Raw genomic sequence first — 13,072 nt, forward strand, 5'->3', positions numbered from 1 at the left:
CGTGGCGACGTGCCGAATGCCGGGTTAGGGTTGCGCCATGGGCAACACGGTGCGCGGACGGGAGCCCGGGGTGCAGTCGGTCGACCGGGCCATCACCCTGCTCACCCTGCTGGCCGACCGGAGCGAGGCGGGGGTCAGCGAGCTCGCCGCCTCGCTCGACGTCCACAAGTCCACCGCCTTCCGGCTGCTCGGCGCGCTGGAGGAGCGCGGGCTGGTCGAGCAGATCGCCGACCGCGGCAAGTACCGCCTCGGGTTCGGGCTGATCCCGCTCGCCGGGCGCGTCGCCGAGCGCCTGGAGGTCACCACCCAGGGCCACCCGGTCTGCGAGACGCTCGCGGAGCGACTCGGCGAGACCGTCAACATCGCCATCCCCGACCGCGGGTGGGCGGTGAACGTCGACCAGGCCCGGGGCCCGTCGATGGTCACCACGTTCAACTGGCTCGGCCGGATCACCCCGATGCACAACACCTCCAGCGGCAAGGTGCTGCTCGCCTCGGTCGTGCTCGACGACCCGACGACGATGCCGGACACGGTGCCGGACGAGGGCCGCGAGACGCTCGTCGAGGAGCTGCGCCGGGTCCGCCGACACGGGTACGCGTGGTCGCTGGAGGAGCTGGAGACCGGGCTCAACGCCGTGGCGGCACCGGTGCTGGACCACGGCGGCGCGGTGGTGGCCGCCCTGTCGGTGTCCGGGCCCGCCTACCGGCTCCCGGCCGAGCGGATCGAGCGGATCACCCCGGAGGTCGTCGCCGCGGGGCGGGAGATCAGCCGTCGGATGGGTTTCTGGCGCGACCGCTGAGCCGCGGGCCTACAGCGGTGGGGCCGGCGCGGACCCCTGCAGGCGTTCCAGCACCGGGGGCAGAATGCGTTCCAGCTCGTCACCGTGCCGCTCGAACTCGCGCCGCAGGAACGGCGCCGCCAGCTTCAGCAGCCCCTTGAGCCGCACCCGGGCGTGGAAGCTGACGACGCTGCCCCCACCCTCGGCGGGCTCGACGACGATCTCCTCCGTCGCGCTGACCGCCGGGTTCTCCGCGACGAACACGACCCGGCCCGCCGTCAGCTCCTGCAACGTGTGGTCGAGCTCGCTCTCCCGCCCGCCCCACACCGCCACCGTGCGCCAGGCGGCGCCGACCACGATCGGTCCGCCACCGTCGGAACGGGTGCTGGAACGCACGGTCGGGTCCCAGATCTCGCTGTTCCCGTGGTCGGACAGGTACCGGAGCACCGTCTCGGCAGGGGTGCGCACCGTCATCACCCGCTGGACGCCGACCACGACGCTCCTCTCCCCGGCCGGGGCCGACCGGGCCCCGGCCCGCTGCTCCGACCGGCGCAGATGGTCTCACGGCGACCGGTCATGATCGAGAGCACCCACACCGGATTCCACCGAACGCCCGTGCCGGGACCGCGCGGCACGCACACTCCTGTCCGACGCGGGCGGGCCGGGCGGGCCCGCCACCGACGACGGAGGTGCCGCGGTGCACGACCGAGACCGACCGGGGACCCGGTGGACGAGCGGGCGGCCCGTGCCCGGCCCGCACCCGTCGTCGGGCGGGGTGGCACGTTCCGACCCGGACGGCCTCGACGCCGCCGCCGCGGCGCTCGACCACATCGCCGACGATCTCGCCGACGACACGGCGCTCGTGGGCCCCGCCGCGCCGGTGCCGGGTTTCGCAGCCGGGACGGCGGCCACGGCCTGGGAGGACGCGATGGCGCGGGCCACCCGGGAGCACGCGGAGCACACCGCGTCGACGGCGTCGGCCCTGCGCGCGGCCGCCACGTCCTGGCGCGCCGCCGACGACGACGCCGCGGCGGCGTTCGCCGGGCGCGCCTCGTGAGCACCGGGCCCGCCCTGCGCGATCTCGTGACGGCCGACCCCGGTGCGTGGCTGCGTCGTGCCGGTACCTGGGACGGGTTGTCCCGGGCCCTGTCCGAGCGCGCGGCCGAGCTGGAACGCTCCGCACCGCGGTCGTGGACGGGGGCCGACGCCGACGCGGCCGCGCGCGACCGCGCCGAGCAGGTCCGCCGGCTGCGGGACGACGCGGGCACTGCGACCCGGGCCGCGCAGGTGCTGGGCACCCACGCCGGCGAGGTCCTCGACGCCCAGCGCCGGCTCGTGCTCGCCGCGCTGGCGGTGCACCCGCAGTTCGTCGTCGACCTCGAACGCGGCACGCTGTCCGCCGGCGTCGGCGCGCACTGGCTGGGGGTGTGGCAGCTGCCCGCGATGGTCGCGCGCTTCGGGGCGGACCTGGCCCGCCTGTCCACCGCGGTGGCCGACGCCGTCGGTGCCGCGACCCGGTCCGACCACGCCACGGCCGCCGCGCTCGATGCGCTCCGCCCGGCCCCCGCGGCGGCCCCCCGCCCGGTCGCGCCGGCCGCGGCGCCACCCCCCGGTGCGGGCGCCGGCGCCGTGCGGTCCTGGTGGATGGGGCTGCCCGAAGTGCGACGGGAACAGCTGCTGCACACCCGGCCCGACCTCGTCGGCGGGCTGGACGGCGTACCGGTCGCCGACCGGGACCGGGCGAACCGGGTCCTGCTCGACGCCGAGCTGTCCCGGCTCCTGTCCCGGGCGGCGCTGCTCGACCGGGCCGGGGACACCGCGGGCGCGGACCGCGCCCGGCGCGCGTCGGCCGGTCTGGAGGCGACCCGCCGACGCCTGGACGCCGGTGACGCGTACCTGCTCCGACTGGAGCGCGGGAGCACCGGCGGGCGGCTCGTGCTCGCCGTCGGCGACCCGGAACACGCCGCGCACGTGCTCACCCACGTCCCGGGGACGACCGCGGGCTGGGACGGGGTGCCCGGCGACCTGGCCCGGGTCGAGGCGACACGTGCCGCCGCACGGGCGGCCGCGCCGGACGCCACCGTCGCCGCGGTGCTGTGGACCGGCTACGACGCGCCACCCGACCTGGTCGCGGCGGCGGACCCGGGGGCCGCCCGCGCCGCCGCGGGAGACCTGCGCTCCTTCCAGGACGGTCTGCGGGCCGGGCACGCGGGCCCGGTGCACCTGACCGTCGTCGGGCACTCCTACGGCTCGACGGTGGTCGGGAACGCCGCCCGGGGCGGCGGCCTGGCCGCCGACGACGTGGTGTTCGTCGGCAGCCCGGGGACCGGCGCGGGACACGCCTCCGAGCTCCGCACCGCACCTGGGCACGTCTGGGCGACGACCGCGCGGCACGACCCGATCGACCGGGTGCCCGGGGTCGAGGGCTTCGCGACCTCGCGCGGGTTCGCCCCCACCGGGCTCCTGCACGGCCCGAACCCGGCGGCACCGGGGTTCGGTGCCCGGGTGTTCGACTCGGCCCCCGGTTCGGCGCTCCCGAGCACCGACGACCCGGCGACCCCGAACGACGAGTCCGCGTTCGCCGCCGCGCACGGCGGCTACTGGGATCCCGGCTCGCCGAGCCTGCGCACGCTCGGCCGGATCGTCGCCGGAGCGCCTGTTCCTTTGTGACGCTCCGTCACCTTCGACCTGCGTTGCGAGACGACCGCACGTCCGGCCGGCCGAACGACCAGCCGCTCAATGAACCAGTGATGGGGCAGGTCACACGTAGTCGTCAGACCGACCGCGACTAGCCTGTCCCGGACGCGGCCACGGGCAGTAGCATTCGGGCGTGACCGAGACCGAGAGCAGACCGGCACGGCGCACCGGCCGCCCGCCACTGACCGACCGCGCGACACTGCTGGCCGCTGCGCGCGAGCTCGGCTTCTCCGACCTGACGGTCGGCGCGGTGACCGCGCGGGTCGGGGTGAAGTACTCCACGTTCTACCGCCACTTCCCCAGCCTGGAGGCGCTCGTCGCCGCGCTGGTGGACGACGTGGTGACCGACGGCGTGTTCCCCGCGACCGACGAGGGCCGTTGGCAGGAGCAGATGCTGGCGTTCGCGGCGGCGACGTTCGACGTGATGGCCGAGCACCCGGGCCTCGCGCCCGCGATGGTGCGGCTGCCGGAGTCCCCCGAGGCGTTGCTGTCGGCGTTCCGGCGGCTGACCGACCGGCTGCTGGAGTCGGGCTTCACCGCGGAGGACGCGGTGCTGGGCGCCTCGACCGCCTTCCAGATGGGCATGCAGCCGTGGCTGGCGGCCAATCCCCTCGGCATCGGGGACGCGCGCCGTCGCGACCAGGTGCTGGAGTCGGCCGAGCCGTTCGACGCCCAGGTCCGCTCGGTCTTCCGGGACCGGATCGACGACCCGCCGCGCAGCTGGACCCTGAGCCGCGTCGAGCTCGTCATCGCCGGGCTGGAGACCCGCCTGGCGTCCTGACCCCCGACACGACGACGCCCGGGGTGCTTCGCGTGAGCACCCCGGGCGTCGGCGTCGGATCAGGCGGTCAGGTGGGAACGACCTGGTCCGCCTGCGGACCCTTCTGACCCTGGGTGACCTCGAAGGTCACGGTCTGCCCCTCGTCGAGGCTGCGGTATCCGGAGGACTGGATCGCGCTGAAGTGGACGAACAGGTCCTGCCCGCCTCCGTCCGGCGTGATGAACCCGTACCCCTTCTCCGCGTTGAACCACTTGACGGTTCCCTGTGGCATCCGGATGTCTCCTCGCGTCTTGCCGGTTCCTACGGGGTGGACATTAGCCGTACCGGACCCCGCTGTGCTACAGGCGACGTGCTATCGGGTACCGGCGCGTCGTGTCGGACGTCCCGTTCGCCCGGTTCTCCGGGCCGGCACCGGCTACCGGCGCGGGATCAGCCCGCCCGCGTAGAGCGCCCAGGCCACCAGCAGCGGCTGCCCGGCCAGCCGCGCGGCCCGCTTGGCGTCGGTGTCGAGGCCGAACCCGTCGACGCGGTTGCGGTACTGGGAGAGGTTGCCCGGGAAGATGGCGGTGAAGAACGCCGCGGCCAGGCCGCCGACCCGGCGGCGCTCCTTCGGGAGGCCGGCCAGCGCGGCGCCGAGCGCGATCTCGGCGGCCCCGGAGAGCAGCACGACGTCGTCGGTGTCCATCGGGACCCACGGCGGGACCTGGGCACGGAACTCGCGGCGGGCGAAGGTGAGGTGCGAGGTCCCGGCGAACACCAGCATCGCGCCGAGCGCGAGGCGGGCGAGGTCCTGCCGGGTACGGGTCGCCGTCGTACGCGTCATGGTCCGACCGTGCCACGGCGCGGGCGGCCGGGCGCGCCGGACCGCACCGCCGGGTGACCCGTCAGGGACGCCCGCGCAGCTCGATCCCGGCCGGGGTGGTGGCCCCCGCCAGCCCGCAGACCAGGTCGAGCTCGGCGACGACGTTCTGCAGCACCTGCGCGACGCCGCGGGCGCCGTCCAGTGCGAGCCCGTGCACGAACGGGCGCCCCAGCAGCACGGCGCGGGCGCCGAGCCGGACCGCGGTCGCGACGTCGGCCCCGGTCCGCACCCCGGAGTCGAGCAGCACCGGCAGCGCATCGCCGACCGCGTCGACGACACCGGGCAGCGCGTCCAGCGAGGCGACCGCGTGGTCGATCTGGCGGCCGCCGTGGTTGGACACGACGACCCCGTCCACACCGGCGTCGGCGGCGCGGCGGGCGTCGTCGGGGTGCAGGACCCCCTTGAGCAGGATCGGTAGCCGGGTCCGCGAGCGCAGGGTCGCCAGGTCCTCCCAGGACAGCCGCGGTCGCGAGTAGACCCGCAGGAAGGTCTCCACGGCCGCCCGCGGGACGGGCGAGCGCAGGTTGTCCCGGAACCGTCCGGGGGCGTTGCGGGTGATCTCGAGCAGGGTCCGCACGGCCTGCGGGGTGACCTTCGGCGGCGCCCCGGCCGACGGCGCGGCGAGGGTCTCCTCCACCAGGCGGCGGAACACCGGGTCGGAGGTGTACTGGGCGATCCCGATGCCCCGGGCGAAGGGCAGGTGCCCCAGGTCGAGGTCGCGGGGGCGCCAGCCCAGCATCGTGGTGTCGAGGGTGACGACGACGGCGTCGCAGCCGGCGGACTCGGCGCGGCGCAGGAAGCTGTCGACGAGCTCGTCGGAGGTGGACCAGTACAGCTGGAACCAGGTGGGGCCGCCGACCGCGGCGATCTCCTCCATCGGCGCCCCGGCCTGGTTGGAGATCACCATCGGGATCCCGGCGGCCGCGGCTCCGCGGGCGACGGCGAGGTCGGCGCCGCGCCGGACCAGGTCCAGTGCCCCGATCGGGGCGAGCAGCAGCGGCGCGTGCAGCGTGCGGCCGAACAGCTCGACGGTCAGGTCGCGCTCGCCGACGTCGCGCAGCACCCGCGGCACGATCTCCCGACGGGCGAACGCCGCCCGGTTCGCGCGCATCGTGGTCTCGGCGCCCGCGCCGCCGGTGACGTAGGCGTCGGCGCGCCGGCTCATGGCCCGCCGCGCGCGGCGCTCCAGCTCGTCGGGGCCGGTCGGGACCCGGGGCCGGGCGCCTGAGACGCCGTCGCGGTAGATGCGGTCCTGCCGAGCCCGGCCCGGTGCCGTCATGGCGCCCTCCCCCGTCGTCGCGCGGGTGAGCCTACGGGCCGCGCCGACCGCCCGGACGGACGCCGGACCGGGCCGCGTCCGGGGGCGGGTGCGGTGCGACGGTCAGTGCGGGTCGGCCGCGTTCAGCCGGGCGACGACGTCGGCGTACTCGCCGCGGGCCTCGGCACGACGCAACGGCAGCACCCGCTCGACGAGGACCTCCCCGCCCGGGGTCGGGGCCTCGAGCAGCGTGAGGACCTCGGCGACGAAGTCGTCGAGCGGCATCGCGATCGGGCTGTCCTGCTGGCCGGGCAGCAGTTCGGTCGCCACCGAGGGCGGCACGATCTCGAGGAGCTCGACGGTCGTGTCGGCGAGCTGCAGGCGCAGCGACTCGGTGAGCATGTGCACCGCGGCCTTGGTGGCGTTGTAGCTGGGCGTCGCGGCGAGCGGCACGAACGCCAGCCCCGACGACACGGTGACCACCGATGCGACCGGCCGTCCCCGCAGGTGCTCCACGAGCGCGCCGATCAGCCGGATCGGGCCGAGCAGGTTGGTGGTGACGACCTGCTCGGCCGAGGCCAGGAACCCCTCGGGGGTGTGCCAGTCCTCGACCCGCATGATCCCGGCCATCGCGACGAGCACGTCGAGGTCGGGGTGCCGGTCGAGGACCTCGGCGACGGCCTTCGTGATGCTCGCCGGGTCGGCGGTGTCGATCTCGACGGCGTCGAGGCCGGGGTGGGCGGCGACGAGCTCGTCGAGCAGGTCGCGGCGCCGGCCGCCGAGGACCACGGTGTTGCCGCGCCCGTGCAGCGCCAGGGCCAGTGCGAGTCCGATGCCGCTCGTCGAGCCGGGGATGAAGACGGTGCGTCCGGTGATCTGCATGTCCCCACCGTCGCCGCGCGGCGGACGGGGGCGGCAGAGACCGGTCATCGGGGGATCACCGGTCCCTGGTTGCCCGGCGGGTGCCCGCGGATACTCGGTGACGTGGACCGTGCAGCCCTGGCCGACTTCCTGCGCCGGCACCGTGCCCGCCTCCGTCCCGGTGACGTCGGGCTCCCCGACGGTGCCCGCCGGCGCACGGCGGGGCTGCGCCGTGAGGAGGTCGCCACGCTCGCGGTCATGTCGACCGACTACTACACGCGGCTGGAGCAGCAGCGTGGGCCGCAGCCCAGCGACCAGATGCTGGCGTCGCTGGCCCGGGCGCTGCGGCTGGGCACCGAGGAACGCGACTACCTGTTCCGGTGCGCGGGCCGGAACGCGCCGGCGTCGGGCCCGGTGTCCGAGCACGTGGCCCCCGCGCTGCTGCGGGTGCTGGACCGGCTGCACGACAGCCCGGCACTGATCCTGACCGTGCTCGGCGAGACGCTCGTGCAGAACGAGATGGCCCGGGCGCTGTTCGGCGACCACACCCACCACGCCGGGCTCGCCCGCAGCGAGGTCTTCCGCTGGTTCACCGACCCGGACGCCCGGCGCATGTACCCGCCCGACGACCGCCCCCGCCAGAGCCGCGCGCAGGTCGCGACGCTGCGGGCGGCACTGGCGATGCTCGGGCCCCGGTCGCGGGCCGGCGAGCTGGTGGGGGTGCTGTCGGAGCGCAGCCCCGAGTTCGCCGCCCTGTGGGAGCTGCACGAGGTCGGACGCCGGTTCGCCGACCACAAGACGCTGCTGCACCCGGAGCTCGGCGAGCTGGAGGTGGACTGCCAGGCGCTGTTCACCGAGGACCGGTCCCAGGCGCTGCTGGTACTCACCGCGGCGCCGCGCAGCGAGACCGAACGGCGCCTGGAGCTGCTCCGGGTGATCGGCAGCGAGCAGTTCAGCGCGGGCTGATCACCCGGCGCCGGTCACGGGTGCAGGCGCACCGGGAGCGCCGTGAGCGAGTGGATCAGCGTGCTCTGCCGGTGCTGCCCGGGGGCGCCGGCGAGCGTCATGTCCGGGAACCGCGCGAGCAGCGTCCGGAACGCGACGTCGGCCTCCAGGCGGGCCAGCGGTGCGCCGAGGCAGTGGTGGATGCCGTAGCCGAACGCGAGGTGCCCGGAGGTGTCGCGGTCGGGATCGAACCGCTGCGGGTCCGGGTAGCGCTCGGGGTCGCGGTTGGCCCCGATCAGCGAGACGAGCACGACCTCGCCGGCCGGGATCCTCACCCCGGAGTACTCGACGGGCTCGTCGGTGAAGCGGATCGTGGCGAGGTTGACCGGGCCGTCGTACCGGAGGAACTCCTCGACCGCCTGCGGCACCCGGTCGGGGTCGGCACGCAGCCGGACGTGCTGGTCGGGGTCGCGCAGCAGTGCCAGCACGCCGTTGCCGATGAGGTTGACCGTGGTCTCGTGCCCGGCGACCAGCAGCAGGAACGCCATCGCGGTGACCTCGGTGGGGCTGAGCGAGTCGCCGTCCTCCGAGGCGCGGACGATCTCGGACAGCATGTCGTCGCCGGGGTGGGCGGACTTCTCGGCGACGAGCGCGGACAGGAACTGCGCCATCGACGCGGCGGCCGCGCCACGCTCCTCGTCGGGCCCGCTGGAGAGCAGTAGGTTCGACCAGTGCCGGAAGTCGTCGCGGCGGTCCCCCGGGACACCGAGGATCTCCGAGATGACGGTCATGGGCAGTGGGAAGGCGAAGTGGTCCAGCAGGTCGAGCTCGGGGCCCGCCTGCTCGGCGGCGTCGGCGAGCTCGGTGGCGATCTGCTCGATCCGCGGCCGCAGCCGGGCGATCGCCCGGACGGTGAACGCCCGTCCGACGAGCTTGCGCAGCCGGGTGTGGTCCGGCGGGTCGGCGTTGAGCATGTGCGCGACGAGGGAGTCGGCGAACTGGCGGATCGAGGTCGCGCCCTGGCGCTGCAGCACCTCCGGCAGCCGGCGGGAGTCCTTCTGCAGCCGCGGGTCGTTGAGCGCGGCACGGGCGTCGGCGTAGCGGGTGATCATCCAGAAGGTCAGCCCGTTCGGCCCGGTCGCGCGGACGACCGGGCTCTCGTCGCGCAACCGGCGGTAGAGCTCGTCGGGATCGTCGAAGAAGTCCTGGTCCAGCCGTACCGGCCGGGTGTCGTGGTCGATCGTCATCGTCCGCTCCTCGCACTGGGTGTCCTCGACACTCGCCAGGATTGCACTCATCGTGCAAAAATGCACGCGTGATGAAACGGACGGAGCGGCCGTCGGCCCGCGAGCGGAACCGGCGGTCCATCCTGGACGCCGCGCAGGCCGTGCTGCGCGAGAACCCGGATGCCTCGCTCGACGAGGTCGCGGCCCGCGCCGGGGTCGTGCGGCGCACCCTCTACGGCCACTTCACCAGCCGTCACGACCTCGTGGTCGCACTCGTCCGGGCGGCGTCGGCGGACTTCGTCGAGAAGGTCGGCGAGGTCGACCCCGACGCGGCCGACCCGGCCGTCGAGCTCGCGGCCACCCTCCTGCGTACCTGGAGCACGTCGCGGCGCTACGGCCCGGTCATCGCGCTGGCCCGCCGGACCGCCGACGACGAGGTCCGCGCCGCGATGGGCCCGTTCCACACGATCATGGTCCGGCTGCTGGAGAACGGGCAGCGATCCGGTGTGTTCTCCCGGCACGCCGCGGCCCCGGTGCTGGCCGAGGTACTGCAAGCCGGCTCCCTGGCCTACATGCGCGCCGCACAGGAGGGGCGGTGGGACGGCGCCGAGACCGACGTCGCCCTCGGGCACCTGCTGACCCTCGGGATGCCGGAGGCCGACGCGCGGGCCGCGGTCGCGCGAGCCACGTCTTGACCTGAAGCACCATTCAGGTCCTAGCGTCGCCGTCATGTTCACCGACGAGGAGATCGCCTACCTGCGCAGCCAGTGGATCGGGCGGCTCGCCACCGCCCGGCCGGACGGGACGCTGCAGGCCAGCCCGGTGGGGTTCGGTGTGAACACGACGCTGGGCACCATCGACATCGGCGGCCACGGGATGGAGCGCAGCCGCAAGTTCCGCAACGTCGCCGCGAACGGGCAGGTCGCCTTCGTCGTCGACGACGTTCTGTCGACCGCCCCGTGGCGGGTGCGGTTCGTCGAGATCCGGGGACGGGGCGAGGCGCTGACCGAGCCGGCGGACTCCGCGGGGCAGTCGACGGGGTCGAGCGCGATCATCCGGATCCACCCGACGCGGATCCTCACCCTCGCGCTGTCACCCGAGGAGCAGCAGGTGGATCCGCACGAGGCGGGGATCCGGGCGCGCGACGTGGGGTGAGGGCCGCTGCGGCATCGTGTCGATCCCACTGCGGCGAGACGCGGGCGGTGTGATCGGGGACCGTGCCGTACACCGCCTCCCCACATGGGCACACCGATCAGGTGCGGGGTCAGGAGACCCGACCCCGACCGGCCAGGACCGGTGCGCGCGGCGTCATCGTGCGGTCACATTCCCCACCTGGGTACCGCCGACGAGGATGACGTGCGGAGTACCACGCGACGCCGACTCGCCCACCCTGTCGCGGACGGTTCCGACCGCCGCGCGCACGCCCGTGATGTCCACGGACGCCCCCGGCGGTAGCCGAACGTCGATGTTCCCGATGACGATGTCCACGTCGACGACGACGTCACCGGTGACGAAGCGCGCGCGACGCATGTCGAGGTGAGCGTTGCCGAACCAGGAGCGCACGACCACGCGCGGCGGGACCAGCCATTCGCCGGCACGCCGGAGGTCGCCCGCGGTATTCGTCAGTTCGAGCAGATCACGTGTCGGCACGGCGTCCTGGGCCCCCGGGAGATCCAGGACGACGCTGTTCAGGTCCGCTCGGGTGACCGCAGTGGACACAGCGGCCAGCCGGTCGGCCAGTTCTGCCCCGTCGAGCCGACCTTCGAGATGGTGCCGGTTGAGCAAGGCCGACACGTGGTCCCGCTCTGCGTACGAGACGCGGAGGTCCCGAGCTGGGACGGCGGCGTCGGAACTCTCGTACGAGGTCATGCACTCGACCATAGGCACCGTCGTCGGTGAACGACTCGGGGTCTTCCCGGAGCACGGTTCAGGGACCACCCGAGGACGGTCTCGACATCAACATCGACACCGACACCGCCGTGGCGTTGCCTCCCGCTCCGGCATCGGGAGTCGGCTGCCGCTTCCCCGGCCGGAGCGCACCAGGAGGTGCAACTGCCACCCTGGCGAGCATGGTATTCCTTCAACTCACCACGATCATCGTGGACGACTACGACGAGGCGATCCACTTCTTCACCCACGCGCTGGGATTCGAGTTGGTCGAGGACTCCCCCGCTCAGAGCAACGACGGTCGACCCAAGCGGTGGGTCGTCGTCCGCCCGCCGGACGCGGAGACAGGGATCCTTCTCGCCCGGGCAGACGGAGATCGCCAGGTCTCCGCGATCGGCGACCAGCATGCCGGCCGGGTCGGCTTCTTCCTCCAGGTCGAGGACTTCGAGAGCCGATACGCACACATGCGTGACGCCGGGGTCGAGTTCCTCACTGATCCGCGCACCGAGACCTACGGGCGCTTCGTGGTGTTCCGCGACATCGCCGGCAATCGCTGGGACCTGATCGAGCCCGTGAGCCCGGCCTGACCTGGCGCGTCATCCGCCGGACCAGCGGTGGCGACGGGCTCGCCCGCCGGGCCGGCGGGGCACGCCTGATCAGATCGTCGTGGGCACGGGTGGGCATCTGGATCGGCCCCGTGCGAGGAGGAGGGAGCGACGTCCGGTCGGTGGGCTCGACCGACGCGTCTGCCGGGGCAGGATTCGGGATCATCACCGACCGGCGCATGCCGACGACATGGCGGAGCAATGGGGGTTACGTCGATGCAGGGAACAGATGTCGAGCTGGCTATCGACGCCGTACGAGCTGGCATGGACGTGATCCGGAGGACGCCGGGTGGGCAGCTCCGACGCATTCAGAAGAGTGCGGTCGACTTCGCGACCGCTGCGGACCTCGATGCGGAACGCGCGATTCGATCGATACTTCGAGCCTGTCGACCAGGTGATGCGTTCACCGGAGAGGAGCTCGGCGAGTCCGGTGGAGCACGCTCGCGCATGTGGTTGGTGGACCCGCTCTGCGGCACCCGCAACTTCGCCTCCGGCGCCGGGGACTACGGCCTCAACGTCGCGCTCTGCATCGACGGCACCCCCACTGAGGTGTTCTCAGTAGCGGGGTGGCAGGTCGTGGCGACACGCCGAGGGTGGTGAGATGAGCGGGAACGGGGCAGGACCCCGGTAGATCGGTTCGGTCCAGCACAGATCGACACCGTCACCGAGGTCCTGCATGTCTGATCCTGTCACCTACACCGCTGTCCTCCCGATCGGGGAGCGCACCGTGGCCTATCTGGCGCGGCTCCTGGTCCTTCAACGCCGTCGACGTGGCACCCGGCGGCGGGCGTTGACCCCGTTCGCCCAGGCAGTGCTGGTGATCCGCTGGTTCTGTGATGCTACCCGGGTCCGATGTTTGGCCGGTGACAACGCGATCAGCACTGCAACGGCCTACCGTTACCTGCACGAAGGCATCGACGTCCTCGCCGCGGCCGCACCCGGCCTGCACGGAGCCCTGCTCGCCGCCCGCACAGCCGGGCACACCCACGTGAATCTCGACGGCACCCTGATCGCCACCGACCGGTGCCGCGCGCTCGGCCTCACCCCCGGGGTCGACCTGTGGTGGTCGGGCAAGCACCGCCGCCACGGCGGGAACATCCAGGTCCTCACCGCACCTGATGGATGGCCGCTATGGACCAGCGACGTGCGGCCGGGCCGCGAGCACGACACCC

At 73.9% G+C, this 13,072-nt stretch carries 17 protein-coding genes; 10 read left to right on the forward strand and 7 right to left on the reverse strand.

Annotation, left to right across the window (positions count from 1 at the left end; translation table 11 throughout):
* The first annotated feature begins 37 nt into the window (after positions 1 to 37).
* Positions 38 to 799 (forward strand): IclR family transcriptional regulator, encoded by a 762-nt coding sequence (locus Ae331Ps2_RS00365; protein ID WP_020625994.1) that lies wholly within the window; start codon positions 38 to 40, stop codon positions 797 to 799.
* Between the two features lie 9 nt (positions 800 to 808).
* Here the strand turns inward: Ae331Ps2_RS00365 and Ae331Ps2_RS00370 are convergent, their stop codons facing one another.
* Positions 809 to 1,273 (reverse strand): SRPBCC family protein, encoded by a 465-nt coding sequence (locus tag Ae331Ps2_RS00370; RefSeq protein ID WP_075311447.1) that lies wholly within the window; start codon positions 1,271 to 1,273, stop codon positions 809 to 811.
* A gap of 250 nt (positions 1,274 to 1,523) precedes the next feature.
* Here Ae331Ps2_RS00370 and Ae331Ps2_RS31740 point away from each other — a divergent pair, with 250 nt between their 5' ends.
* From Ae331Ps2_RS31740 to Ae331Ps2_RS00385, 3 genes are all read left to right on the forward strand, one after another.
* Positions 1,524 to 1,835: a hypothetical protein gene (locus Ae331Ps2_RS31740; protein ID WP_075311445.1), complete on the forward strand. Its 312-nt coding sequence runs from the start codon at positions 1,524 to 1,526 to the stop codon at positions 1,833 to 1,835.
* Complete coding sequence (locus tag Ae331Ps2_RS00380; protein WP_075311443.1) at positions 1,832 to 3,448, forward strand: alpha/beta hydrolase; 1,617 nt, start codon at positions 1,832 to 1,834, stop codon at positions 3,446 to 3,448. The genes Ae331Ps2_RS31740 and Ae331Ps2_RS00380 overlap by 4 nt, the downstream gene beginning before the upstream one ends.
* 160 nt (positions 3,449 to 3,608) lie before the next feature.
* A complete protein-coding gene (locus Ae331Ps2_RS00385; RefSeq protein ID WP_020624258.1) occupies positions 3,609 to 4,256 on the forward strand; it encodes a TetR/AcrR family transcriptional regulator in 648 nt (215 codons plus the stop codon).
* Between the two features lie 67 nt (positions 4,257 to 4,323).
* Here Ae331Ps2_RS00385 and Ae331Ps2_RS00390 read toward each other — a convergent pair whose 3' ends face one another.
* The 4 genes from Ae331Ps2_RS00390 to Ae331Ps2_RS00405 all read right to left on the reverse strand — a co-directional run bounded on the left by Ae331Ps2_RS00390 (position 4,324) and on the right by Ae331Ps2_RS00405 (position 7,258).
* The gene (locus tag Ae331Ps2_RS00390; protein ID WP_020624259.1) at positions 4,324 to 4,527 is read right to left on the reverse strand and encodes a cold-shock protein; all 204 of its coding nucleotides are present in this window, start codon (positions 4,525 to 4,527) and stop codon (positions 4,324 to 4,326) included.
* A gap of 144 nt (positions 4,528 to 4,671) precedes the next feature.
* A complete protein-coding gene (locus Ae331Ps2_RS00395; RefSeq protein ID WP_075311441.1) occupies positions 4,672 to 5,079 on the reverse strand; it encodes a hypothetical protein in 408 nt (135 codons plus the stop codon).
* 61 nt (positions 5,080 to 5,140) lie between these two features.
* A complete protein-coding gene (locus Ae331Ps2_RS00400; protein ID WP_075311439.1) occupies positions 5,141 to 6,397 on the reverse strand; it encodes an alpha-hydroxy-acid oxidizing protein in 1,257 nt (418 codons plus the stop codon).
* A 102-nt stretch (positions 6,398 to 6,499) separates the two neighbouring features.
* The gene (locus Ae331Ps2_RS00405; RefSeq protein WP_075311437.1) at positions 6,500 to 7,258 is read right to left on the reverse strand and encodes an SDR family oxidoreductase; all 759 of its coding nucleotides are present in this window, start codon (positions 7,256 to 7,258) and stop codon (positions 6,500 to 6,502) included.
* Between the two features lie 102 nt (positions 7,259 to 7,360).
* On the opposite strand from Ae331Ps2_RS00405, the gene Ae331Ps2_RS00410 reads away from it, so the two are divergent.
* Complete coding sequence (locus tag Ae331Ps2_RS00410) at positions 7,361 to 8,203, forward strand: helix-turn-helix transcriptional regulator (RefSeq protein WP_075311435.1); 843 nt, start codon at positions 7,361 to 7,363, stop codon at positions 8,201 to 8,203.
* Positions 8,204 to 8,217: 14 nt separating this feature from the next.
* Here the strand turns inward: Ae331Ps2_RS00410 and Ae331Ps2_RS00415 are convergent, their stop codons facing one another.
* The gene (locus tag Ae331Ps2_RS00415; protein WP_075311433.1) at positions 8,218 to 9,429 is read right to left on the reverse strand and encodes a cytochrome P450; all 1,212 of its coding nucleotides are present in this window, start codon (positions 9,427 to 9,429) and stop codon (positions 8,218 to 8,220) included.
* Positions 9,430 to 9,500: 71 nt separating this feature from the next.
* On the opposite strand from Ae331Ps2_RS00415, the gene Ae331Ps2_RS00420 reads away from it, so the two are divergent.
* The gene (locus tag Ae331Ps2_RS00420) at positions 9,501 to 10,103 is read left to right on the forward strand and encodes a TetR/AcrR family transcriptional regulator (RefSeq protein WP_075329672.1); all 603 of its coding nucleotides are present in this window, start codon (positions 9,501 to 9,503) and stop codon (positions 10,101 to 10,103) included.
* 34 nt (positions 10,104 to 10,137) lie between these two features.
* Complete coding sequence (locus tag Ae331Ps2_RS00425; RefSeq protein WP_020622093.1) at positions 10,138 to 10,563, forward strand: PPOX class F420-dependent oxidoreductase; 426 nt, start codon at positions 10,138 to 10,140, stop codon at positions 10,561 to 10,563.
* Positions 10,564 to 10,716: 153 nt separating this feature from the next.
* On the opposite strand, the gene Ae331Ps2_RS00430 is transcribed toward Ae331Ps2_RS00425, so the two are convergent.
* Positions 10,717 to 11,277: a DUF1707 domain-containing protein gene (locus tag Ae331Ps2_RS00430; protein WP_075313062.1), complete on the reverse strand. Its 561-nt coding sequence runs from the start codon at positions 11,275 to 11,277 to the stop codon at positions 10,717 to 10,719.
* A gap of 230 nt (positions 11,278 to 11,507) precedes the next feature.
* Between Ae331Ps2_RS00430 and Ae331Ps2_RS00435 the strand changes: the two genes are divergently transcribed.
* The 3 genes from Ae331Ps2_RS00435 to Ae331Ps2_RS32925 form a co-directional block, all read left to right on the forward strand.
* Positions 11,508 to 11,882: a VOC family protein gene (locus Ae331Ps2_RS00435; protein ID WP_371335783.1), complete on the forward strand. Its 375-nt coding sequence runs from the start codon at positions 11,508 to 11,510 to the stop codon at positions 11,880 to 11,882.
* 234 nt (positions 11,883 to 12,116) lie between these two features.
* Positions 12,117 to 12,500 (forward strand): inositol monophosphatase family protein, encoded by a 384-nt coding sequence (locus Ae331Ps2_RS00440; RefSeq protein ID WP_170918317.1) that lies wholly within the window; start codon positions 12,117 to 12,119, stop codon positions 12,498 to 12,500.
* Positions 12,501 to 12,576: 76 nt separating this feature from the next.
* A partial coding sequence (locus Ae331Ps2_RS32925; protein WP_305775545.1) for a transposase family protein occupies positions 12,577 to 13,072 on the forward strand: 496 nt, incomplete at its 3' end.

Origin of the sequence: Pseudonocardia sp. Ae331_Ps2, from assembly GCF_001932405.1 — a bacterium.
In the GTDB taxonomy this organism is placed as follows: domain Bacteria; phylum Actinomycetota; class Actinomycetes; order Mycobacteriales; family Pseudonocardiaceae; genus Pseudonocardia.

Coding starts and splice junctions, on each gene's coding strand:
- Ae331Ps2_RS00365 (WP_020625994.1), top strand. CDS start 38: ATGGGCAACACGGTGCGCGGACGGGAGCCCGGGGTGCAGTCGGTCGAC.
- Ae331Ps2_RS00390 (WP_020624259.1), bottom strand. CDS start 4,527: ATGCCACAGGGAACCGTCAAGTGGTTCAACGCGGAGAAGGGGTACGGG.
- Ae331Ps2_RS00395 (WP_075311441.1), bottom strand. CDS start 5,079: ATGACGCGTACGACGGCGACCCGTACCCGGCAGGACCTCGCCCGCCTC.
- Ae331Ps2_RS00400 (WP_075311439.1), bottom strand. CDS start 6,397: ATGACGGCACCGGGCCGGGCTCGGCAGGACCGCATCTACCGCGACGGC.
- Ae331Ps2_RS00405 (WP_075311437.1), bottom strand. CDS start 7,258: ATGCAGATCACCGGACGCACCGTCTTCATCCCCGGCTCGACGAGCGGC.
- Ae331Ps2_RS00415 (WP_075311433.1), bottom strand. CDS start 9,429: ATGACGATCGACCACGACACCCGGCCGGTACGGCTGGACCAGGACTTC.
- Ae331Ps2_RS00420 (WP_075329672.1), top strand. CDS start 9,501: ATGAAACGGACGGAGCGGCCGTCGGCCCGCGAGCGGAACCGGCGGTCC.
- Ae331Ps2_RS00425 (WP_020622093.1), top strand. CDS start 10,138: ATGTTCACCGACGAGGAGATCGCCTACCTGCGCAGCCAGTGGATCGGG.
- Ae331Ps2_RS00430 (WP_075313062.1), bottom strand. CDS start 11,277: ATGACCTCGTACGAGAGTTCCGACGCCGCCGTCCCAGCTCGGGACCTC.
- Ae331Ps2_RS00440 (WP_170918317.1), top strand. CDS start 12,117: ATGCAGGGAACAGATGTCGAGCTGGCTATCGACGCCGTACGAGCTGGC.